At 60.5% G+C, this 18336-nt stretch carries 16 protein-coding genes; 8 read left to right on the top strand and 8 right to left on the bottom strand.

What is annotated here, in order from left to right; translation table 11 throughout:
• Window positions 1-78 precede the first annotated feature (78 nt).
• On the bottom strand, window positions 79-1578 hold the full coding sequence (locus tag ACA069_RS04800; RefSeq protein ID WP_497616529.1) for an efflux transporter outer membrane subunit: 1500 nt from the start codon (window positions 1576-1578) through the stop codon (window positions 79-81).
• Window positions 1579-1771: 193 nt separating this feature from the next.
• On the opposite strand from ACA069_RS04800, the gene ACA069_RS04795 reads away from it, so the two are divergent.
• From ACA069_RS04795 to ACA069_RS04780, 4 genes are all read left to right on the top strand, one after another.
• On the top strand, window positions 1772-2740 hold the full coding sequence (locus ACA069_RS04795) for a LysR family transcriptional regulator (protein ID WP_103305180.1): 969 nt from the start codon (window positions 1772-1774) through the stop codon (window positions 2738-2740).
• A 412-nt stretch (window positions 2741-3152) separates the two neighbouring features.
• Window positions 3153-3527: a DUF6124 family protein gene (locus ACA069_RS04790; protein WP_497616526.1), complete on the top strand. Its 375-nt coding sequence runs from the start codon at window positions 3153-3155 to the stop codon at window positions 3525-3527.
• A 667-nt stretch (window positions 3528-4194) separates the two neighbouring features.
• Entirely contained in the window at window positions 4195-5169 is a 975-nt protein-coding gene (locus ACA069_RS04785; protein ID WP_497616525.1) for a 2-hydroxyacid dehydrogenase, read from the top strand.
• 148 nt (window positions 5170-5317) lie between these two features.
• Window positions 5318-5827 carry a DUF2165 family protein gene (locus ACA069_RS04780; RefSeq protein ID WP_497616523.1) on the top strand — a complete coding sequence of 170 codons (510 nt, stop codon included), beginning with the start codon at window positions 5318-5320 and terminating at the stop codon, window positions 5825-5827.
• 19 nt (window positions 5828-5846) lie between these two features.
• Here ACA069_RS04780 and ACA069_RS04775 read toward each other — a convergent pair whose 3' ends face one another.
• Entirely contained in the window at window positions 5847-6749 is a 903-nt protein-coding gene (locus ACA069_RS04775; RefSeq protein WP_497616521.1) for a DMT family transporter, read from the bottom strand.
• A 139-nt stretch (window positions 6750-6888) separates the two neighbouring features.
• On the opposite strand from ACA069_RS04775, the gene ACA069_RS04770 reads away from it, so the two are divergent.
• Window positions 6889-7764, top strand: coding sequence for a helix-turn-helix domain-containing protein (locus ACA069_RS04770; RefSeq protein WP_401267861.1), 876 nt, complete (start codon window positions 6889-6891; stop codon window positions 7762-7764).
• 117 nt (window positions 7765-7881) lie between these two features.
• Here ACA069_RS04770 and ACA069_RS04765 read toward each other — a convergent pair whose 3' ends face one another.
• The 6 genes from ACA069_RS04765 to ACA069_RS04740 form a co-directional block, all read right to left on the bottom strand.
• The gene (locus tag ACA069_RS04765; protein WP_497616519.1) at window positions 7882-10311 is read right to left on the bottom strand and encodes a TonB-dependent siderophore receptor; all 2430 of its coding nucleotides are present in this window, start codon (window positions 10309-10311) and stop codon (window positions 7882-7884) included.
• A 201-nt stretch (window positions 10312-10512) separates the two neighbouring features.
• Window positions 10513-11502 (bottom strand): FecR family protein, encoded by a 990-nt coding sequence (locus tag ACA069_RS04760; protein WP_497616517.1) that lies wholly within the window; start codon window positions 11500-11502, stop codon window positions 10513-10515.
• Window positions 11499-12065 (bottom strand): RNA polymerase sigma factor, encoded by a 567-nt coding sequence (locus ACA069_RS04755; RefSeq protein ID WP_497616515.1) that lies wholly within the window; start codon window positions 12063-12065, stop codon window positions 11499-11501. The genes ACA069_RS04760 and ACA069_RS04755 overlap by 4 nt, the downstream gene beginning before the upstream one ends.
• A 1-nt stretch (window position 12066) precedes the next feature.
• On the bottom strand, window positions 12067-12393 hold the full coding sequence (locus ACA069_RS04750; protein WP_497616513.1) for a DUF3325 domain-containing protein: 327 nt from the start codon (window positions 12391-12393) through the stop codon (window positions 12067-12069).
• Entirely contained in the window at window positions 12393-13979 is a 1587-nt protein-coding gene (locus tag ACA069_RS04745; RefSeq protein ID WP_497616511.1) for a PepSY-associated TM helix domain-containing protein, read from the bottom strand. Before ACA069_RS04745 ends, ACA069_RS04750 begins: the two co-directional genes overlap by 1 nt.
• Window positions 13976-14281, bottom strand: a complete 306-nt coding sequence (locus ACA069_RS04740; RefSeq protein WP_305441490.1) for a DUF3649 domain-containing protein — start codon at window positions 14279-14281, stop codon at window positions 13976-13978. The genes ACA069_RS04745 and ACA069_RS04740 overlap by 4 nt, the downstream gene beginning before the upstream one ends.
• A gap of 177 nt (window positions 14282-14458) precedes the next feature.
• Here ACA069_RS04740 and ACA069_RS04735 point away from each other — a divergent pair, with 177 nt between their 5' ends.
• The 3 genes from ACA069_RS04735 (at window position 14459) to fecA (ending at window position 18300) form a co-directional block, all read left to right on the top strand.
• The gene (locus ACA069_RS04735; RefSeq protein ID WP_497616509.1) at window positions 14459-14947 is read left to right on the top strand and encodes a sigma-70 family RNA polymerase sigma factor; all 489 of its coding nucleotides are present in this window, start codon (window positions 14459-14461) and stop codon (window positions 14945-14947) included.
• Window positions 14944-15876 (top strand): FecR domain-containing protein, encoded by a 933-nt coding sequence (locus ACA069_RS04730; RefSeq protein WP_497616508.1) that lies wholly within the window; start codon window positions 14944-14946, stop codon window positions 15874-15876. The genes ACA069_RS04735 and ACA069_RS04730 overlap by 4 nt, the downstream gene beginning before the upstream one ends.
• Before the next feature lie 90 nt (window positions 15877-15966).
• Window positions 15967-18300 (top strand): TonB-dependent Fe(3+) dicitrate receptor FecA, encoded by a 2334-nt coding sequence (gene fecA, locus ACA069_RS04725; RefSeq protein ID WP_497616506.1) that lies wholly within the window; start codon window positions 15967-15969, stop codon window positions 18298-18300.
• Window positions 18301-18336 lie beyond the last annotated feature (36 nt).

The following is an 18336-nucleotide window of genomic DNA, read 5'->3' as shown; positions in this document are numbered from 1 at the left end:
GCAGGTGTTAGGGCTGCTGCGCAGCCCATCGGGGATAAATCCCCTCGCCACAGGAGTTCACCATCCTCGGGTTCAGGTTCACCGCAGGAGAGCCGGGGTTTTCGGGGCTTGGGTTTGTTCGGCAGTTGGCACATCGTTGCCGGCACCAAGTCCACCACCCAGCGCTGTCACCAACTGCGCATGCGCCGTCAACCGCGCCGCCTGCACCTGCTGCTGCACTTGCTGCTGCTTGAACAACAACGTCTGCGCATTGAGCACGTTGAGGTAATCGGTGAGGCCGCGTTGATAGGCGATCATCGCGATGTCGTAGGTCTTCTGCGCCGTGGCCACGGACTCGGCGGCGAAGCCTTGCTGCTTGTCCATCGACTCGCGGCGGATCAACTGGTCGGAGATGTTCTTCAGCGCATTGACCAGCGTCTGGTTGTAATGCGCCACGGCAATGTCATAACCGGCCGACGCTTCACCCAGTTCGGCCCGCAGTCGCCCGCCGTCGAAGATCGGCAACGAGATCGCCGGCCCGACGTTGTAGTTGAGTTTCTTGCCGGTCAAAAACTCCAGCGCGCCGCCGCCGGTGGCCATGTAGCCGAGGCTGCCGACCAGATCAACGTTGGGATAGAAACCGGCATGCGCCACCTCGATCCCGCGCGCCTGCGCCGCCACTTGCCAGCGGCTGGCGACGATGTCCGGACGCTGACCGAGCAGTTCAGCGGGCAGTGCCGACGGCAACTTCAGCGCCGCGCCAAGCGACAGCGTCGGACGCTGCAACTGCGCGCCTGCACCCGGACCTTTACCGGCCAGTGCAGCGAGTTGGTTGCGGCTCAGGGCGATCTCTTCGTCCAGCGCATCGAGTTGCCGATGAGTTTCCGGCAACGGCGTTTCAGCCTGGCTGACTTCAAAGTGCGTGCCGATCCCGCCGTCCAGACGCTTCTGCGCCAGCTCAAGAATCTGCTGTTGCTGTTTGAGCGTCGCGGCGACGATGTCGCGCTGGGCGTAATGCAGCGACAACTCGATGTAGGCGCGCACGATGTTGTTCTGCAATTCCAACTGCGCCAATCGCGCTTCGGCGGCGCTCATGTGCGCCAGATCCACCGCCCGTTCGCTGGCATTGCTTTCGCGGCCCCAGAGGTCGAGGGCGTAGCTGAAACCCAGCGCCGCGTTGTTGTCCCAGGTGGTGGTGTTGGCCAGTTCGCCCGGGCCGTAGAACTGATCGGTCGGCCAGTTGTGACGCTTGAGGGTCGACTCGCCATTGATCTGCAACGACTCGGCCGCTTCAGCGACACCGGCCAGGGCTTTGGCCTGACGCACTCGCGCGGCGGCCATGGCCATGCTCGGGCTGCCTTGTACGGCGAGGTCGATCCAGCGGTTCAGTTGCGGGTCGCCGTAGGCTTGCCACCATTGCGCGGTGGGCCAGTTGGCGTCACGGGCAGCGTGGGCGATGGCGTCGTCGGTGGCCAAATCATTGGCCTCCAGCGCGTTGCCCTGCGGAGCAATACCTTCGGTTGAAATGCAGCCGCCAAGAGCCAGGGAAAAAGCCAGAACACTGAGCGGCAAAAGCGCTCTGTTGATGCGACGCGGCACAGCTGCGAATTCCTGAAAGAAGGGATATGGCGAGGAGTGGTGTGGATCGGCGCAATTCTAGTGGGCGCCCTGAACGGCGATAAGCTGGGAATCCTGTGAATCTTTGTTACCGTTAACGAGATAATCCCTTGGTCGGGGGTCTCAGCCCCTGAAACTTCGTGTCACAATTTGCCATCTCCCTTGAGAGCACCCCATGGACACTTTGCAAAACATGCGCGCCTTCAGTTGCGTGGCCGAAGCCGGCAGCTTCACCGCCGCCGCCGTGCAGCTCGACACCACCACCGCCAACGTCTCGCGCGCGGTCTCCAATCTGGAAGCCCACCTGCAAACCCGACTGCTTAACCGCACGACTCGACGCATTGCCCTGACCGAAGCCGGCAAACGCTACCTGCTGCGCTGCGAGCAGATCCTGGCCTACGTCGAAGAAGCCGAAGCCGAGGCCAGCGAAGCCCACGCCCGCCCCGCCGGCCAGTTGAAAGTCCACACCATGACCGGCATCGGCCAGCACTTCGTCATCGACGCCATCGCCCGCTATCGCAAGACCCACCCGGACGTGACCTTCGACCTGACCATGGCCAACCGCGTACCGGACCTGCTCGATGAAGGCTACGACGTCTCCATCGTGCTGGCCCGCGAACTGCCGGACTCCGGTTTCGTCTCGCAACGCTTGGGCATCACCTACAGCATCGTCTGCGCCTCACCGGCCTACGTGAAAGCCAACGGCTGCGCGCAAAAGCCCAGCGACCTGCTCAACCACGCCTGCCTGCGCCTCGTCAGCCCGGTGATCCCGCTGGAAAAATGGGCCTTCGACGGCCCGGAAGGCCAGGAAATGGTCACCATCAACAGCTCGCCGTTTTTGGTGAACTCCGCCGACGCCATGAAAACCGCGATCACCAGCGGCATGGGCGTTGGCGTGTTGCCGGTGTACGCGGCAATCGAAGGGCTGCGCAATGGCACGCTGGTACGGGTAATGCCCAACTACCGCTCGCAGGAACTGAACCTGTACGCGATCTACCCATCGCGGCAATACCTTGATGCAAAGATCAAGACGTGGGTCGAATACCTGCGCGGCTCACTGCCGGAAATCCTCGCGGCACATCAGGCAGAACTGGCCGCCTACGAACTCAGCGGCAGCCTCGCCGGAGCACGCGTCGCCAACTGATTTTCAACACACCGTGAAACCTGCAGGAGCTGCCGCAGGCTGCGATCTTTTGACCTTGATGTTTAAAAATCAAAAGATCGCAGCCTACGGCAGCTCCTACATTTTGGGCTTTTCGCGGAAGTTTCCGACGTGTTTTGCAGGTTGTCCGTCGGAAGTGCGGTGGATAGGCTTTGGGTGTCGCTGACGAATCAGCGACCGGGTCTGGAAAACCCGATTTCAACTACCAAAGCTCATGGCATACTGCGGCGCTTTTTCTGCTCGCAATGTTATGGCGGCTGTGCGCGGGAGGCCCTTGGGCCTGCCGGTTTTGGTGAGTTGGGCCGGTTTTTCCAGTCCGCGCACGGCTGCCACCCTTACGTCTGGAAAACGAAAAGTGGCGGCTTCAAGTCAACTTGCCATGAGTATGTTCCCCATGAAAAAGCCAACACCAAACCCACCAGAAGCCGACAACACCTCCCCCTACGAATCTTCCGGCTCGAAGAAATTCCACGAAGCCGCCGAGCGAGCGCTCGACCACTACCTCAAACCCAACGCCCTGACCCTGCGCTTCCACAAACCCAGCACCATGTTTCAGGTCGCGCCGGGCCAAGACAACGAAAGCCTCCTCGTCCACGCCTGCGAATCACTGGCCCAAGCCAACATCATGAGCAGCGACATCGCCGCCTACGTCGACTTGCCACAGCGCCGTGTCATTCTGGCGATCCAGCAAATCATCATGCTCGCGGAACTGGCCGTGAATCGCGTACTGGATAACGTCGACATCCCCCAACCCGCGCCACGCAATTGAAGTTTGCTGGGACAGTCCGGGGATGCTGCTGAAACTCAAACAGCCTCTGGAACTGCCCTCACCCTAACCCTCTCCCAGAGGGAGAGGGGACTGACCGAGGTGTCTGGATGAGCTACGCCGACTTGGAATACCGAGTCGAATCAACATTCCGAAAAGCCCAAAAATCAGCTCCCTCTCCCTCGGGAGAGGGCTGGGGTGAGGGGCGAATCCAACACAAACCAAAAGCCAACCACCCGCTCCTTACCACTCAACAGGATGAGCGTTAGCTCGGCTGCAGCTCTTGATCTTGATCCACGGGCGACATCGGAAGGCTGAGCGGAGGGATTGATCCGGGGGTGGGAGCGCAGCGACCGTTTGGCGAAGCCAAACACAGCGAGAGGAGGTGCAGCGAAGCAAACCGTAGACGCTGCGCCCGGATCGATCCCGGAGCGAAGGAACCCCGAGCCCCAGCGAGCGGGCCGTACGTAGGAGCAAGCCTTTTTGGTTACTTTTTCGGCGTTTGGAAAAAGTGACCCGCCGTAAGGGCGGAACCCTAATCAGCAACACCCCAAGCAACGGATATACACCCAAAACCCCCAAGAACATGGTCGGCCCAGAGGCCGCCAAGACAACCCAAAACAGAAATGTTAGCTTGCTTGGCATCAAGCCCGAACAAGAGCCAAAAACGATGAAAAAAACTGTCCTGGCCTTCAGCCGCATCACCCCCCCAATGATCGAACGCCTGCAACAAGAGTTCGACGTCATCGTCCCCAACCCAAAAAACGGCGACATCAACGCCCAATTCAACGAAGCCCTGCCCCACGCCCACGGCCTGATCGGCGTCGGCCGCAAACTCGGCAAAGCCCAACTCGAAACCGCCGCCAAACTCGAAGTGGTCTCCAGCGTCTCCGTCGGCTACGACAACTACGACCTCGACTACTTCAACGAACGCGGGATCATGCTCACCAACACCCCGGACGTGCTCACCGAAAGCACCGCCGACCTCGCCTTCACCCTGATCATGAGCAGCGCCCGCCGCGTCGCCGAACTCGACGCCTGGACCAAGGCCGGCCAATGGCAAGCCAGCGTCGGCGCCCCACTGTTCGGCTGTGACGTGCACGGCAAAACCCTCGGCATCGTCGGCATGGGCAACATCGGTGCCGCCGTCGCCCGCCGCGGCCGGTTCGGCTTCAACATGCCGATCATCTACAGCGGCAACAGCCGCAAGAGCGACCTCGAACAAGAACTCGGCGCGCAATTTCGCAGCCTCGACCAACTGCTCGCCGAAGCCGATTTCGTTTGCCTCGTGGTGCCCCTCAGCGACAAGACCCGCCACCTCATCAGCCATCGCGAACTGGCCTTGATGAAACCGAGCGCGATTCTGGTCAACATCTCCCGCGGCCCGGTGGTCGATGAACCCGCGCTGATCGAAGCACTGCAAAACAATCAGATTCGCGGTGCCGGCCTGGACGTCTACGAGAAAGAACCGCTGGCCGAGTCGCCACTGTTCCAACTGAAAAACGCTGTGACCTTGCCGCATATCGGTTCCGCCACCCATGAAACCCGCGAAGCCATGGCCAATCGCGCACTCGCCAACCTGCGCAGCGCGCTGCTCGGCGAACGCCCGCAGGACTTGGTCAACCCGCAAGTCTGGCGCGGATAAAAAAATACGGGCAAGTGCAACATCGCACTTGCCCGTTAGTTATCGCCATACACAACTTGAAATTGAACAACAAACCAAATTAAACAACAGCGTTATAAGCTCCTCCCGGCTGTCGAATGATCGGCAAGCGCTATGGAGAGCCCAAACCTTGAACGCCCTGACAACCGACAAACTTATCCGCTACAGCAAAGTTATATTGATGGCTTACATCAGTTTCTTTGGTCTGCTGGTGATGATCCACAACTTCACCGACTATGACTCAAACTACACTTACGTGGCCCATATCCTAAGCATGGACACCACCACTGCCAGTGAAACCATCAAGTACCGAGCCATCGAATCGCCGATGATTCATCACCGGATCTACTGGTTCATCATCACACTGGAAGTCACGTATACGGTGTTGTGCCTGATAGGCACCTATCAGCTCTATCGCAACATCAACGCCTCCGCCGAAATATTCCACGAGGCAAAAAAGTTCTCGATCATGGGCATACTGGCGGCAATCTTTATTTATTACGTTTGCCTGCAAACCGTGGGGGTGGAATGGTTTGACATGGACACCTCACAATCATGGAATGCCAAGGACTGGGCACGCCACATCGTTGATTTCATATTCCCGGTAATGATTTACATCACATTAAAAGTCGAGCGCTGAAGTTCAGCGCTCGTTTATTTCAAGCCAACTTCCCCTGCACCGGCGGCACCACCGCTTTCGGTTTACGAAACACCAGCACGTTACCCAGCATCACCAATACCAGACCGACCAGCGCCGGAGCTGTCCACTGGTAACCCTCGGCAAACGCCGAGACGTTCAGCGCCACCACTGGGAACAGCACTGTGCAGTAAGCCGCACGTTCCGGCCCCATGCGCCCGACCAGCGTCAGGTACGCGGTGAAACCGATCACCGAGCCCGGAATCACCAGATACAGCAACGCACCGACGTAACGCGGCGACCAGTCCATGTCGAACGAAATGCCTTTGACCAGGCACCACACCGTCAGCATTGCCGCGCCATAAGCCATGCCCCAGGCATTGGTGGTCAGCGGCTTGAGACCGGCCTTCTGTTGCAGGCTCGACAGCATGTTGCCCGCCGAAAAACACAAGGTGCCGCACAGGGCCAAGCCAAGGCCAAGCAAGGTTTGCGGGCTGGCCTGATGACCGGCCAGCTCCGGCCAAAACAACATGCCCAGACCGAACAAGCCTAGCGCCCCACCCATCAGCACATTGCGGGCAATTCGCTGGCCGAAGAACACCCGCGCATTGAGCGCGTTCCACAAGGTTGCGGTGGAGAACACCACCGCCACCAGACCGCTGGGAATCCACTGACTGGCGGTGAGAAAGCACATGAAGTTGACGCAAAAAAGGCACAAGCCCTGAGCCACGCAGATCAAATGGCCGCGCCGGGTCATCGGTTGCAAGCGACGGCTGAGCAACAGTAAAACGAACAGCACCAGCGCCGCGAGGCCGAAGCGATAGACGATCGACACCGGAATCGCCACCACGCCCAGTTGCCATTTCAGGGCAATCCAGGTGGTGCCCCAGATCAGCACGGTCAACAGATACAACGACAGATTCATGACGAACACTCCTTGATAGGCCTTGAGTGTCTGCTTCGGCAGGCGGCAAGCGCTTGCATAAACTTGCGCTTTTGTCGCCCGGCAGGCTGGCAGCGCCGGGGCTACGGAGTAGGATGCAAGGCGTTGAAGAGAACTGATCATGGCCGCCATCGATACGCTGCAAGTCTTTCAAGCACTTAACCGCTCGCCGAACGCACGCCTTGTGCACAGCGCCGAGCTCGGTGACGGCTTGTCTGCGGCTCTGTGGACCAATCATCACGATGCTCAGGAATACGAAGCGCCGAGCCATCACACCCTGTCCTGCTACATCGCTGGCGGGACCGGTACGTTTCGTCGCGGTCAGCCGGGCCAAAAGGGCGGGCCGGACAAGCTGTGCATCCTGCCGGCCGATCACGAATCGGGTTGGGTGATCAATGGCGATATTCGCCTGGCGCATTTGTATTTCAGCGCCGAACAGTTTGCCCTCGGTTGCGTCACGCTGCTCGATCGCGAGCCGCGAGAGATGCAGTTGCGTGAGCAGACCTTTCTCGAAGACCCGCAACAGGCACAACGCTTTCGTCAGTTGCTGACGCTGAATTGGGACGAACCCGCCGAGCGTTTGCTGACCAGTAGCCTTGCCCATGAACTGATCAGCCATACCCTGCTCAGTCAGGTCGGTGCCCGGCAGGGTTTACGTTTGAAAGGCGGACTGGCGCCGCACCAGCGTCGGCAATTGGTGGAATTCATCGACGCACAGTTGGCCGAGCCGATCAGCCTCGGGCAATTGGCCGGGTTGTGTGCGTTGTCGGAATACCACTTTGCGCGGATGTTTCGCGTGAGCTTCGGCCTGCCGCCGCATCAGTATGTGCTGGCACGACGTTTGAGCCGGGCGCGGGAGTTGTTGCGCGCAACCGCGTTGCCGCTGGGGGAGATTGCACTGGCGTGCGGGTTTGCCAGTGCGAGTCATTTCACCAATCGGTTCAAGCAGGTTTTAGGCGGGACGCCCGGCGAGTATCGGCAGGCGTTCTTGCGTTAGGCCTGAAATCTTAAGTGCCTTTCAGGGCCTCTTCGCGAGCAGGCTCGCTCCCACATTTGGAATGCAGCTCCCTGTGGGAGCGAGCCTGCTCGCGATGAACGATGACGCGGTTGCGGATCAGAACTCCAGGGTGCTGGAAAGCGAAACCTGCCGCGAATCCCCCATCGACACAAAGAACCGACTCGCCGCCGAGGTGTAATACGTGCGATCAAAAAGGTTCTTCACGTTGAGCTGAAACTTGACCTTCTGCCCTTCGACTTTGGTGTCGTAAGTAGCGAAGGCATCGGCCACGGTGTAGCTCGGCAGGTCGAAATCATTCACCGCATTACCCGCTCGCTCACCGACATAGCGTGCTCCGGCACCGATGCGCAGTTGATCGCCGCCGATCACGCTGCCGAAGTCATACACCGCCGACAATGAGCCGCTGTTCTTCGCCACGTTTTGCAGGCGTTTGCCCTTGTAAGTTGGGTCTTCGGTGACTTCGGCATCGGTGTAGGCGTAGCTGCCGATCATGCTCCAGCGGTCGCTCAACTGACCGGTCATGTCCACTTCCAGACCGCGCGAACGCACTTCACCGGCAGCGCTGTAAATCGTCGTCGGGCCTTCGGAGTTGGCCACCAGCACGTTGCGTTTTTTGATATCGAACAGCGCGATGTTGCCGGTGATGCGCCCCGGCATATCCAGCCGTGCGCCCAGCTCCCACGACTTGGCTTCTTCCGGCGCAATACTCCCGTCGAGCACGGTGCTGCTGCCGCTCAGCGGGGCAATGGTCGAGTTGGGCTTGAACGATTCGGTGTAGCTGCCATAGAACGACAGCTCGTCGGTGTAGCGATACACCAGGCCTGCGCGCGGCACCCATTTCTGGCCATTGCTGTCGGTGTTGGCCTTGAACGGTACGCCTTTGCCGGCGTACTGGTCGTACTCCTGAAAGCGTCCGCCAGCGACCAGAATCCACTGGTCGTTGAGGTGGATCGAGTCCTGCAGAAATATCGAATCGCTGCGCAGCAAATCGGTCTGCGCACTGTCCGCCGGGCTGACTGTGGTGCCCTCCACTTCGCGGCCGTACACCGGGTTGGTGTAGCTGAAGGTCGTCAGGCTTTTTTGGCGGATCAGGTCGGCGCGGTAGATCTTGCGGTACTCGTCGTCGACGCCGAACACCAGGTCATGCTGCATGCCCAACACGTTGACTTTGCCTTCGAGGCTGGCGGTGGTGAAACGGTCGGTGCTGATCGCGCCGTGAGTGCCGTCCATGCTGCGGGTCAGCGTGCCTTTATTGGTGTCGATGGCCGTGATGCGTACCTGGCTGGCGTCGTAGGTTTCGCGGTTCCAGCTGTAGCCGAAGTGGGCTTTCCAGTCATCGTTGAGTTCGTGATCGGCCTCGAAGTGATACAAATCCGAACGCCCTTCCATGTCGTTGAACGGCTCGTCGAGACGTTCCTTGCGTGAGATGTTCAGCGGATGGTTGGTGCGCGGATCGATCACCGTGCCGCGATCGAACGGCGTGAGGAATTCGCGATGCTCGTAGCCGAACGACAGCTTCGTGCGCTCGCCGAACCAAGCCAGAGAAGGGGCGATCAGGGTTTCGCGATGGGTGCCGTAGTTGCGCCAGTAATCCTCGTCTTCGTGATCCAGTACCAGGCGATAAGCGAACCCGGATTCACCCAGCGCACCGGTGCTGTCGAAGGTGCCGCCGCTGCCATTCTTGCCTTCGCCATAGGTCGAGCCGCGCAGGGTCAGCGCGTTGTATTGCTCAAGTTCGGGCTTCTTGCTGACGAGGTTGACCACCCCGCCCGGGTCCTGAATTCCATAGAGCAAAGACGCCGGGCCTTTGAGCACTTCGACGCGATCAACCGTGGCGTTCATGCCTCGGCCCTGCACGATCGGCATGCCGTCGCGCATGATCGAGCCGTTGCGGTTATCGCCGAAGCCGCGGGTCATCACCGAATCCTGCGTGCTGCCCAAGGTGTTGCCCTGGGTGATGCCACTGACGTTGGCCAGCGCGTCATCAAGGTTGCGCGGCGCCTGATCGCGGATCACTTGTGCGGGAATGACATTGACGGTCTGCGGGATTTCCTGAAGCGAGGCCGATGAGCGCATCACCGAGCTGGTTTGCGGCGGCTGGTAACTCATGGACTCGTCACGCATCGAGGTGATGGTGGTCGCGCCAAGATTCAGCGCACCGGCAGTGGGTTGTGGCTCCAGCGCCAGCGTGTGGCTGTCGGTACGGCGGAAGCTCAGGCCGGAACCGCTGAGCAGACGTTGCAGCGCTTGCTCGGCACTCATCTGACCGTTGACGGCCGGCGCGGTGAGGCCGTACGGCGCTTCATCGGTGTAGACCACGCTTTGCCCGGTAACGCGGCTGAAGTCGCTCAGGGCCTGGGGCAGCGGTTTGGCGGCCAGGGAGAAACTGAACTGCTTTTGCGCCTGGCTGCTGACGGATTCAGCGGCGAGCGCCACGCTCATCGGCAGCAACGCCAATGCGGAAAAACTCAACGCTTGAGCGCCCAACCACTGTTTGACCAAACCCGATTTTGCCCTGGACTTCATTGCTCAATGACCTGTGTAGAACCGCAACGGATGCGAATGACTCGCAGTTTCAGTCACTACACGGATGGGGCTCGGGTTTACCTCACCACAATTTTGGAAATATTTTCCAGGAGCAAAAGATCGCAGCCTTCGGCAGCTCCTACAGGGGTACACCCATCCCATGTAGGAGCTGCCGAAGGCTGCGATCTTTTGACTTTAATGTCAGCGCAAAATAATCAACTGCCCTAAAATCCGATGCTGCTCAAACCCCATCACCCCTTGCAACGAACTCAGCACAGCCTGCGGATCCTTGCTCGGAAAACTGCCGCTGACCTTGCGCGCCGCTAACTCGTCGTTGAGCAACACAATTCGTCCCGGGTAATACCGACGAAGATCTTGCACCACATCCGCCAGCGTCGACTTGTAGTAAGTCAGCCAACCCTGACGCCAGGCCAGTTGCGCTTCGCTGTCCACCGCGTGCAGTTTTTCCGCCTCGCCATCGCCGTAAGCCACTTGCTGGCCGGCCGTAAGAATCTGCTGCGCTGCACCGCGATCCGCCGTCACACCAACCCGCCCGGACAACACCGTGACCTGCGCGCCATGGTCTTGCAGACGCACTTCAAATTGCGTCCCGAGCACCCGCGCCTGGCCCTTTTCGGCCTCGACTACGAAAGGCTCGCCAGTGTGGGTGACACTGAAAAAACCGGCGCCGCGACGCAACTGCACATGACGCTCGCCATGGCTGAAATTCACCGCAATGGCGCTGTCGGCGTCCAGTGTCACCTGCGTTTTATCGGCCAATGTCACGGTGCGGATCTCGCCAGGTGCCGACACATAATCTGCGCCCAGATCATCGATCCAGCGCTGCGGCTGCCAACCCGTGCCAAGACTGATCATCAACAGCAGACACGCGGCCATCGCCAGCGCGCCGGACCAGCGCAAGAGCTGTGGACGACGCGGACGATCCATCGCATTGAGATAACCCTGCAACGCCAAGGCCTCCTCATCGGCCAGGGTCCGCGCCGGCCCTTCGCTCAACTCCCAGACCACTTGCGCCTGTGCGTAAGCCTCAGCGTGGGCCGGGTCGGCGCGCAGCCAGTGGCTGAAGGTGAGTTGATCGCCAGCACTCGGCCGGTCATGCAACAGGCTCAGCCAGGCAAAAGCGGCCTGTTCCTGAGCGGGCGTCGGGTTGACGCGGTCGATGTGCTTCACGGTGCTTTCCATGGCGTGCGTGGCGCGGGTTCGCGCAGGCTGGCCTTGCAGGCCTCGAGGGCGCGCATCATATGTTTTTCCACGGCGCTTTGGGACAGGCCCATGGCTTTGGCGATTTCCGCGTACTTGCGGCCGTGGATACGATTGAGCAAAAAGATCTGCCGGGTGCGCTCGGGCAAGGCACGCAAGGCCGCTTCGACATGGCGCAGATCATTGCCGGCTTCGAGCGCGGCTTGCGGCTCGCTGCAGTGGCTGTCCGGTGCGTCGGGTTGCCAGCCTTCGTTGACGCGCACCCGCGTGCCTTCGCTGCGCAGATGGTCGATGGCGATGTTGCCGGCGCAGCGCAACAGGTAGGTGCTGAGCTCCTCGACTTGCACCAAGGGCCGACGCCAGAAACGCAGAAACAGATCCTGCACCAGATCCGCCGCCGTCGCCCGGCAACCGACGCGCCGGTTCACCAGCGCTTCCATCTGCGAACGTTGGGACAGGAACACCTGCAGAAAATGCGCACGCGCCCCGCGCGGCTCGTCTTCGCGGGATTCCGGAGGCAGACCGATCAGCACTTCAGCACTGCGCCCATGCCGCGACCGGGCTGGCCAACAGACTGACCCCGGCCAGCGCCAAGGCCAGACGCGGGCGATACGGCAGCAACAGCACCAGCGCCAATGCGCTGAGCATCAGCACGGCAAACCAGTCGACCAGCCCGAAACTCCAGCCATTGGCCGTCACGGCCGCCAAAATCGATAAGCCCAGCAGCAACCAACCCGCCAGCGTCAGGCCGTGACGGCGTCGCGGCGAAGGTTTGTGGCCAAGCAATTCATCGTGGTGCCGAGGCATCGACAGGCACAGCGCCGTGAACCCGGCGTAGCAAAGCAAAAGCGCCAGCAGCATCAGTTTGTCCCTTGCTCAAGCGTGATCGGCCGGTGCGTTTCGCGGGGCGTTTTTTTGACCCTGACCGTGGTGGCGGCACGCTGCATCTTCCACGCGGCCCAGGCCAGGAAAACACCGGTAGCCAGACACGTCAGATCGAAACCGGCGAGTACCCAATCACCCTGCGCCAGCGTTACGCCGAGATTCCACGGCGTGGTCAGTGCATTGATCAGTGGCACCGCGATAAATAGCGCGGCACCCAGCACAAGCTGCTCGATCCACGCCTTGCGCCCGGTACGCAATAACGCATGCACCACGCTCAAACCCCAGGCAATAAAGAACGCATTCACTTCCCAATCTGCGCGTCCAGCCAGATCCACTGGCAGCAGCCGATTGGCGAGGAAGAACACCGCCACCGCCGACACAAGCCCGGCCATGCTGGTGATGTTCAGCACTTCCACCAGCCGCAACTCGAACGGCATCACACCGCTCTTGGCGTGTTTGAGCTGACGCTTGCCGAGCCAGATCACCAGCCCGGTGCCGATCATGGCTGTGCCCGCCAAGCCACAAATGAAGTACAACCAACGCAACACCGGCCCGGCAAAGTGGCCCATGTGCAGACCATAGAAAGCGCCGCCCACCGCCATCGCCGCCGGTTGATCCGGCGTGCTGCTGAGCATCTGCCCAGTGACACCGTTAAAAGTCACTGCGCTGCCAAAATCGTGAACCACACGATCGCCGGCGCGCGACAGCACCACCGAGGCATTTTCATCCCCGGGATTGCTCACCGAGAGCCGCGCGGTGTGGCCACCGATCCATTGCTCGCTGGCCTTGGCCAACAAGGGCGCCATGGGTGCCAGTGGAGCAGCAACATTCGCTCGCTCCGGCGTCTTCGAGGCCGGGAAAACCTCATCGTAAAACTTGCGCGCGTCGCCGCCGTAGGACGCCAGAATGCTTGCCGGCATGACCATCGACATGAAGATCACCAGGCTGCTGTAGGTGATCATCAAGTGAAACGGCAGCACCAAAACGCCCACGGCGTTATGCCCATCGAGCCACGAACGCTGACCTTTGCGCGGGCGGAAGGTGAAGAAGTCCTTGAAGATTTTCTTGTGGGTGATGATCCCGGTGATGAGCGCGACGAACATCACCATCGCGGCGATCGTCGCCAGCCAGCGGCCCCACGGATAAGGCATTTGCAGCTGGAAGTGGAACCGGTAGAAGAACTCGCCGCCCATGCTTTCGCGGCCCTGCACTTCGGTGCCGGTTTGAGCGTCGAGGGTTCTGGATTCGAAGCGGCCACGCTCGCCGGGTTTCGCCGGGGCTTGTTGCCAGCGAACGGTCAGGCCGGGGTCGCGGGCGTCGGGCAGGTCGATCAGCCACCGCGAGGCGCCCGCCGCGTGTTGTTGCAGATAATCCTGGGCCAGCGTCAGGCTCGCCTCGGCATTGATCGGCCGCGCGGGGATTTCAGGCTGCATCCAGTGACTGGTTTCATCCTTGAAATAGGCCAGGGTTCCCGTCAGGAAAATCGCGAACAACAACCAGCCGAACACCAGTCCGGCCCAGGTGTGCAACCAGGCCATCGCCTGACGGAAACCCTCTTTCATGCGTAACCCAATCCGCGCGCTGCGCCGGAGACGGTCGCCAGAATCACACTCGGCACCAGCAAACCGACCCACGCCGACCAGGCGGTGCGGCAGGCGAAACACCAAAGCACCGCGACCAGATAGACCAAAAAGGAAATAGTCATGCCGGTCACCACCGCTTCGGCACGGTTCAAGGGCAACCACATCGTCAGCGTGACACTGGCCAGCGCAGCAACCAGATAGCCGCCAAATACCGCCGCCAGCACCCGCGAGGTGACGGCAAGACGATAGGACATGGGGAGCGTGGCGAGTTTGGCTTTCATGTTTCGACCCTGAAACGGAAAACGTCCGGCCGACAAGCCGAACCAACAGGCGAGCAATATTAATGATAAATATTCTCATACGCAAAAGCATCTGATTGCCGGCCAACCTCCGACGCCCCTACAATGCGAACAGTTCTTGTTCTCTAACGTACAAACAGTGCGCCCGGAGTAATACCGTTGCCGTCCGCCCATCCCGTCGAATCGCTCTATCAAGCCCACCACAGCTGGCTGACCGGCTGGTTGCGGCTCAAACTCGGCTGCCCGGACAGCGCGGCGGATCTGGCGCAAGACACGTTCATCAAAGTGCTGACCGCCCGCGAAGCACCGGTGATCATCGAGCCGCGCGCCTTTCTCACCACCCTTGCCAAGCGCGTGCTGTGCAATCACTACCGCCGGCAGGATCTGGAGCGCGCCTACCTCGACACCCTGGCGCAGATGCCGGAATTAGTGGCGCCGTCGGAAGAAGACAAAGCGATCATCCTGCAAACCCTGATGGAGCTGGATCAACTGCTCGACGGTTTGCCACGGCTGGTCAAACGCGCCTTTCTATTGGCGCAAGTCGATGGCCTGACCTATCCGCAGATCGCCGCTGAACTGGGCATTTCTGTGGCCACGGTCAAACGCCATCTGAACAAAGCGGCGATGCGCTGCTATTTCGCCCTGTGAACCGCGCCCCGGATTTCTCCGCACAAGTGGCCGAACAGGCTGTGAGCTGGCTGCTGGAAATGCAGCAAGGCGCGTTCAGCGCGCGCCAGCAACAGGCGTTGCAACAGTGGCTGGACGCGCACAGCGAACACCGCCGCGCCTGGGAGCACATCGCGCGAGTCAACCAGCGCTTGCGCGGCGTGTCCTCGCCGCTGGCGCACGCGGCGTTGAACGGGCCAAAGTCCGGCGGCCGCCGTCAGGCACTGAAACTGTTGCTGATTCTTGGCGCCGGCTCCGCCGTTACCTGGGGCATGCGCGAGCACAATCCGCTGCCGCCGCTGCTCGCCGATTACCGCAGCCCGGTGGGTCAGCGACGCAAAATTGCATTGGGTGCGGGCGACCAGTTGCACCTCAACACGGCCAGTTCAGTGGATTTAGATGGCGGGCAGCGGCTGATTCGTTTACTGGAAGGCGAAATGCTCCTGAGCGCCTCGCAATCATTCGAGATACGCACCGCGCAGGGTGTTCTGAAAAGCCAGGGCGCGCGCCTCAACGTACGTCAGTTTGCCGATCGCACGCACGTCGCGCTGTTCGAAGGTCGAGTCGAACTGACCAGCAACGCACGCGCGCCAATGCTGCTGCCTGGCGCCCGACAACTGAGTTTTACCGCGACCGCTGTCAGTGAACCCAAATCACTGGACGCCAACAGCGGCGCTTGGGTCGACGGCATGCTGGTCGCCGCGCACATGCGCCTCGGTGATTTCCTCGATGAGCTGGGACGCTACCGTCGCGGGCAGCTCAATTGCGACAGGAAGGTCGCCGATCTGCTGGTCTCCGGGACTTATCCACTTGACGACAGCGAGCGGATTCTCGACCTGCTGGAAATCAGCTTGCCGGTGAACGTGAAGCGATTTACCCGCTACTGGGTCAGTGTCGAAGCACGGGTTTGAAAATACTTAAAAACAAATGAGCCGTTTTTCAGATCTGGCGTGACAGAGAAGGAAAGCCCCCTTGATTCAACCTTCTCAGGATCATCCGACATGCACCCCACCCGCCTCACGCCGCTGGCCCGCAGTCTGCGCAACCTTGTCCTCGGCGCCAGCCTGAGTTTCAGCGCCCTGCCCGTCGCGCTGGCTGCCGACGCCAAGGCTTATCACATTGCGCCGTCGTCGCTGGAAAACGCCCTCAATCAATTTGGCCGCGAAGCCGGGTTGCTGATTTCTTTCGGCTCACAAGTCACCAGTGGCGTGCAAAGCCGCGGCCTGGAAGGCAGTTACACGCCAGAGCAAGGTCTTGACGCATTGCTCGAAGGTACCGGCCTGCAAGCGCGCGCCGAGGGCGACAACGCTTTCAGCCTGCAACCGGCAGGTAACGCAGCGCTGGAGCTGGACACCTCCAAAGTGGTCGGCGACTGGCTCGGTGATGCGCAGCAAATCAACGTCTTCGAACATCCTGGCGCTCGCGACGTGATCCGCCGCGAAGATTTCGAACGCCAGGGCGCCACCCGGGCGCGCGATGTGCTCAACCGCATTCCCGGCGTCAACGCCCCGGAAAACAACGGCACCGGCAGCCATGATATGGCGCTGAACTTCGGCATTCGCGGTCTCAATCCACGTCTCGCCGCACGCTCGACGGTGTTGATGGATGGCATCCCGGTGCCCTTCGCGCCGTATGGTCAACCACAGTTGTCATTCGCACCGATCAGTATGGGCAACATGGATGCCGTGGACGTGGTGCGCGGCGGCGGCGCGGTACGTTACGGCCCGCAGAACGTCGGTGGCGTGGTCAACTTCGTGACCCGGGCGATTCCCGACGAGCCGACGGTCAAGGGCGGCTTCCAGACGGAAACCAGTCCGTCGTCGAGCCACGACGGCTTCAAGACCAGCGCCAATCTGCTGGCCGGCGGCACCAACGAGAACGGTCTGGGCGGGGCTTTGTTGTACTCCGGCACTCGCGGCGGCGACTGGCGTGAGCACAGCGATACCGAGATCGACGACCTGATCCTCAAGGGCAAATACCAGCTCGACGAGGCCAACAGTTTCAACGCCATGGCTCAGTATTACGAAGGCAAGGCTGACATGCCCGGAGGCCTGAACGTGGCTGATTACGATGCCGATCCGTACCAATCAACGCGGCCGAAAGATCAGTTCTGGGGCCGGCGCACGATGTTCAATTTCGGTTACCGCTATCAGGAAGATCGCCGCGAATTCACCGCCAACACCTTCTTCACCAAAACCCTGCGCAGCGGTTATCTGGATCAGGGCAGCTTCCTGTCGCTGTCGCCACGCGAGTATTGGGTGCGCGGCTTTGAAACGCGTTTCGCCCAGGGTTTCGACCTCGGCCCGACCAGCCATGAAGTCGGCGTCGGCTATCGCTACATCAACGAGGCCGGCCACGAATTGCGCTACCGCACGCCGATTGCCAGCAATCAATACCCGACCACCGACAGCCGCAACGACCGCGATACGCGCGGCGGCACCGAAGCCAATGCGTTCTTCGTCGACGACCGTATCGACATCGGCAAGTGGACGATCACCCCGGGCGTGCGCTACGAAATGATCGAGTCGCAGCAGACCAACAACCTCACCAACGTCAAATACAAGGGCGACTACAACACCGCGCTGCCAGCACTGAACGTGCTTTATCACCTGACTGACAGCTGGAACCTGTACGCCAACACCGAAGGTTCGTTCGGCAGCGTGCAGTACAGCCAGATGCCCAACCGCGTGAGCAGCGGCGAAGTGAAACCGGAGAAGGCGCGTACCTGGGAACTCGGCACCCGTTACGACAACGGCGCGTTGCGCGCAGAGATTGGCGCGTTTCTGATCAACTTCGACAACCAATACGAAAGTAACCAGACCAATGATTCGGTGATCGCTCGTGGCGAAACCCGCCATCAAGGCATCGAAACCAGCGTCAACTATGCGCTGGACGACTTGAGCCCGGCGCTGGCCGGCTTCGATGTCTACGCCTCTTACGCCTACGTCGATGCGACCATCCGCGAAGACGGGCCGAACAAAGGTAATCGCGTGCCGTTCTCTTCGAAACACAAAGGCACGCTTGGCGTCGGTTACACCGAGGGGCCGTGGAAGTTGAATCTGGACAGCAGCTTCCAGAGCGATCAGTTTGCCGACAACGCCAACACCTCAAAAGAAAGCGCCGACGGCAGCACCGGTAAGATCCCGGGCTACATGCTGTTCAGCAGTCGCGCGGGCTATGACTTCGGCCCGCAATTGTCGGATCTGAATGTGGCGGTGGGGGTGAAGAACATCTTCAACACGCAATACTTCACGCGTTCGTTCGATGACAACAACAAGGGTAAATACGTGGGGGAACCGCGGACGGTGTATGTGCAGACTTCTGTGGCGTTTTGACCACCACTGAAAACAAAACGGGCCTGCATCAGCAGG

It is taken from the genome of Pseudomonas sp. LBUM1652 (genome assembly GCF_059716105.1).
This window is presented reverse-complemented; position numbering and strand designations above follow the sequence as displayed.

Excerpts from the sequence above, each read along its gene's own strand:
- ACA069_RS04775 (WP_497616521.1), bottom strand. The coding sequence starts at position 6,749 with ATGAATCTGTCGTTGTATCTGTTGACCGTGCTGATCTGGGGCACCACC.
- ACA069_RS04790 (WP_497616526.1), top strand. The coding sequence starts at position 3,153 with ATGAAAAAGCCAACACCAAACCCACCAGAAGCCGACAACACCTCCCCC.
- fecA (WP_497616506.1), top strand. The coding sequence starts at position 15,967 with ATGCACCCCACCCGCCTCACGCCGCTGGCCCGCAGTCTGCGCAACCTT.
- ACA069_RS04740 (WP_305441490.1), bottom strand. The coding sequence starts at position 14,281 with ATGAAAGCCAAACTCGCCACGCTCCCCATGTCCTATCGTCTTGCCGTC.
- ACA069_RS04770 (WP_401267861.1), top strand. The coding sequence starts at position 6,889 with ATGGCCGCCATCGATACGCTGCAAGTCTTTCAAGCACTTAACCGCTCG.
- ACA069_RS04785 (WP_497616525.1), top strand. The coding sequence starts at position 4,195 with ATGAAAAAAACTGTCCTGGCCTTCAGCCGCATCACCCCCCCAATGATC.
- ACA069_RS04765 (WP_497616519.1), bottom strand. The coding sequence starts at position 10,311 with ATGAAGTCCAGGGCAAAATCGGGTTTGGTCAAACAGTGGTTGGGCGCT.
- ACA069_RS04795 (WP_103305180.1), top strand. The coding sequence starts at position 1,772 with ATGGACACTTTGCAAAACATGCGCGCCTTCAGTTGCGTGGCCGAAGCC.
- ACA069_RS04745 (WP_497616511.1), bottom strand. The coding sequence starts at position 13,979 with ATGAAAGAGGGTTTCCGTCAGGCGATGGCCTGGTTGCACACCTGGGCC.
- ACA069_RS04750 (WP_497616513.1), bottom strand. The coding sequence starts at position 12,393 with ATGCTGCTGGCGCTTTTGCTTTGCTACGCCGGGTTCACGGCGCTGTGC.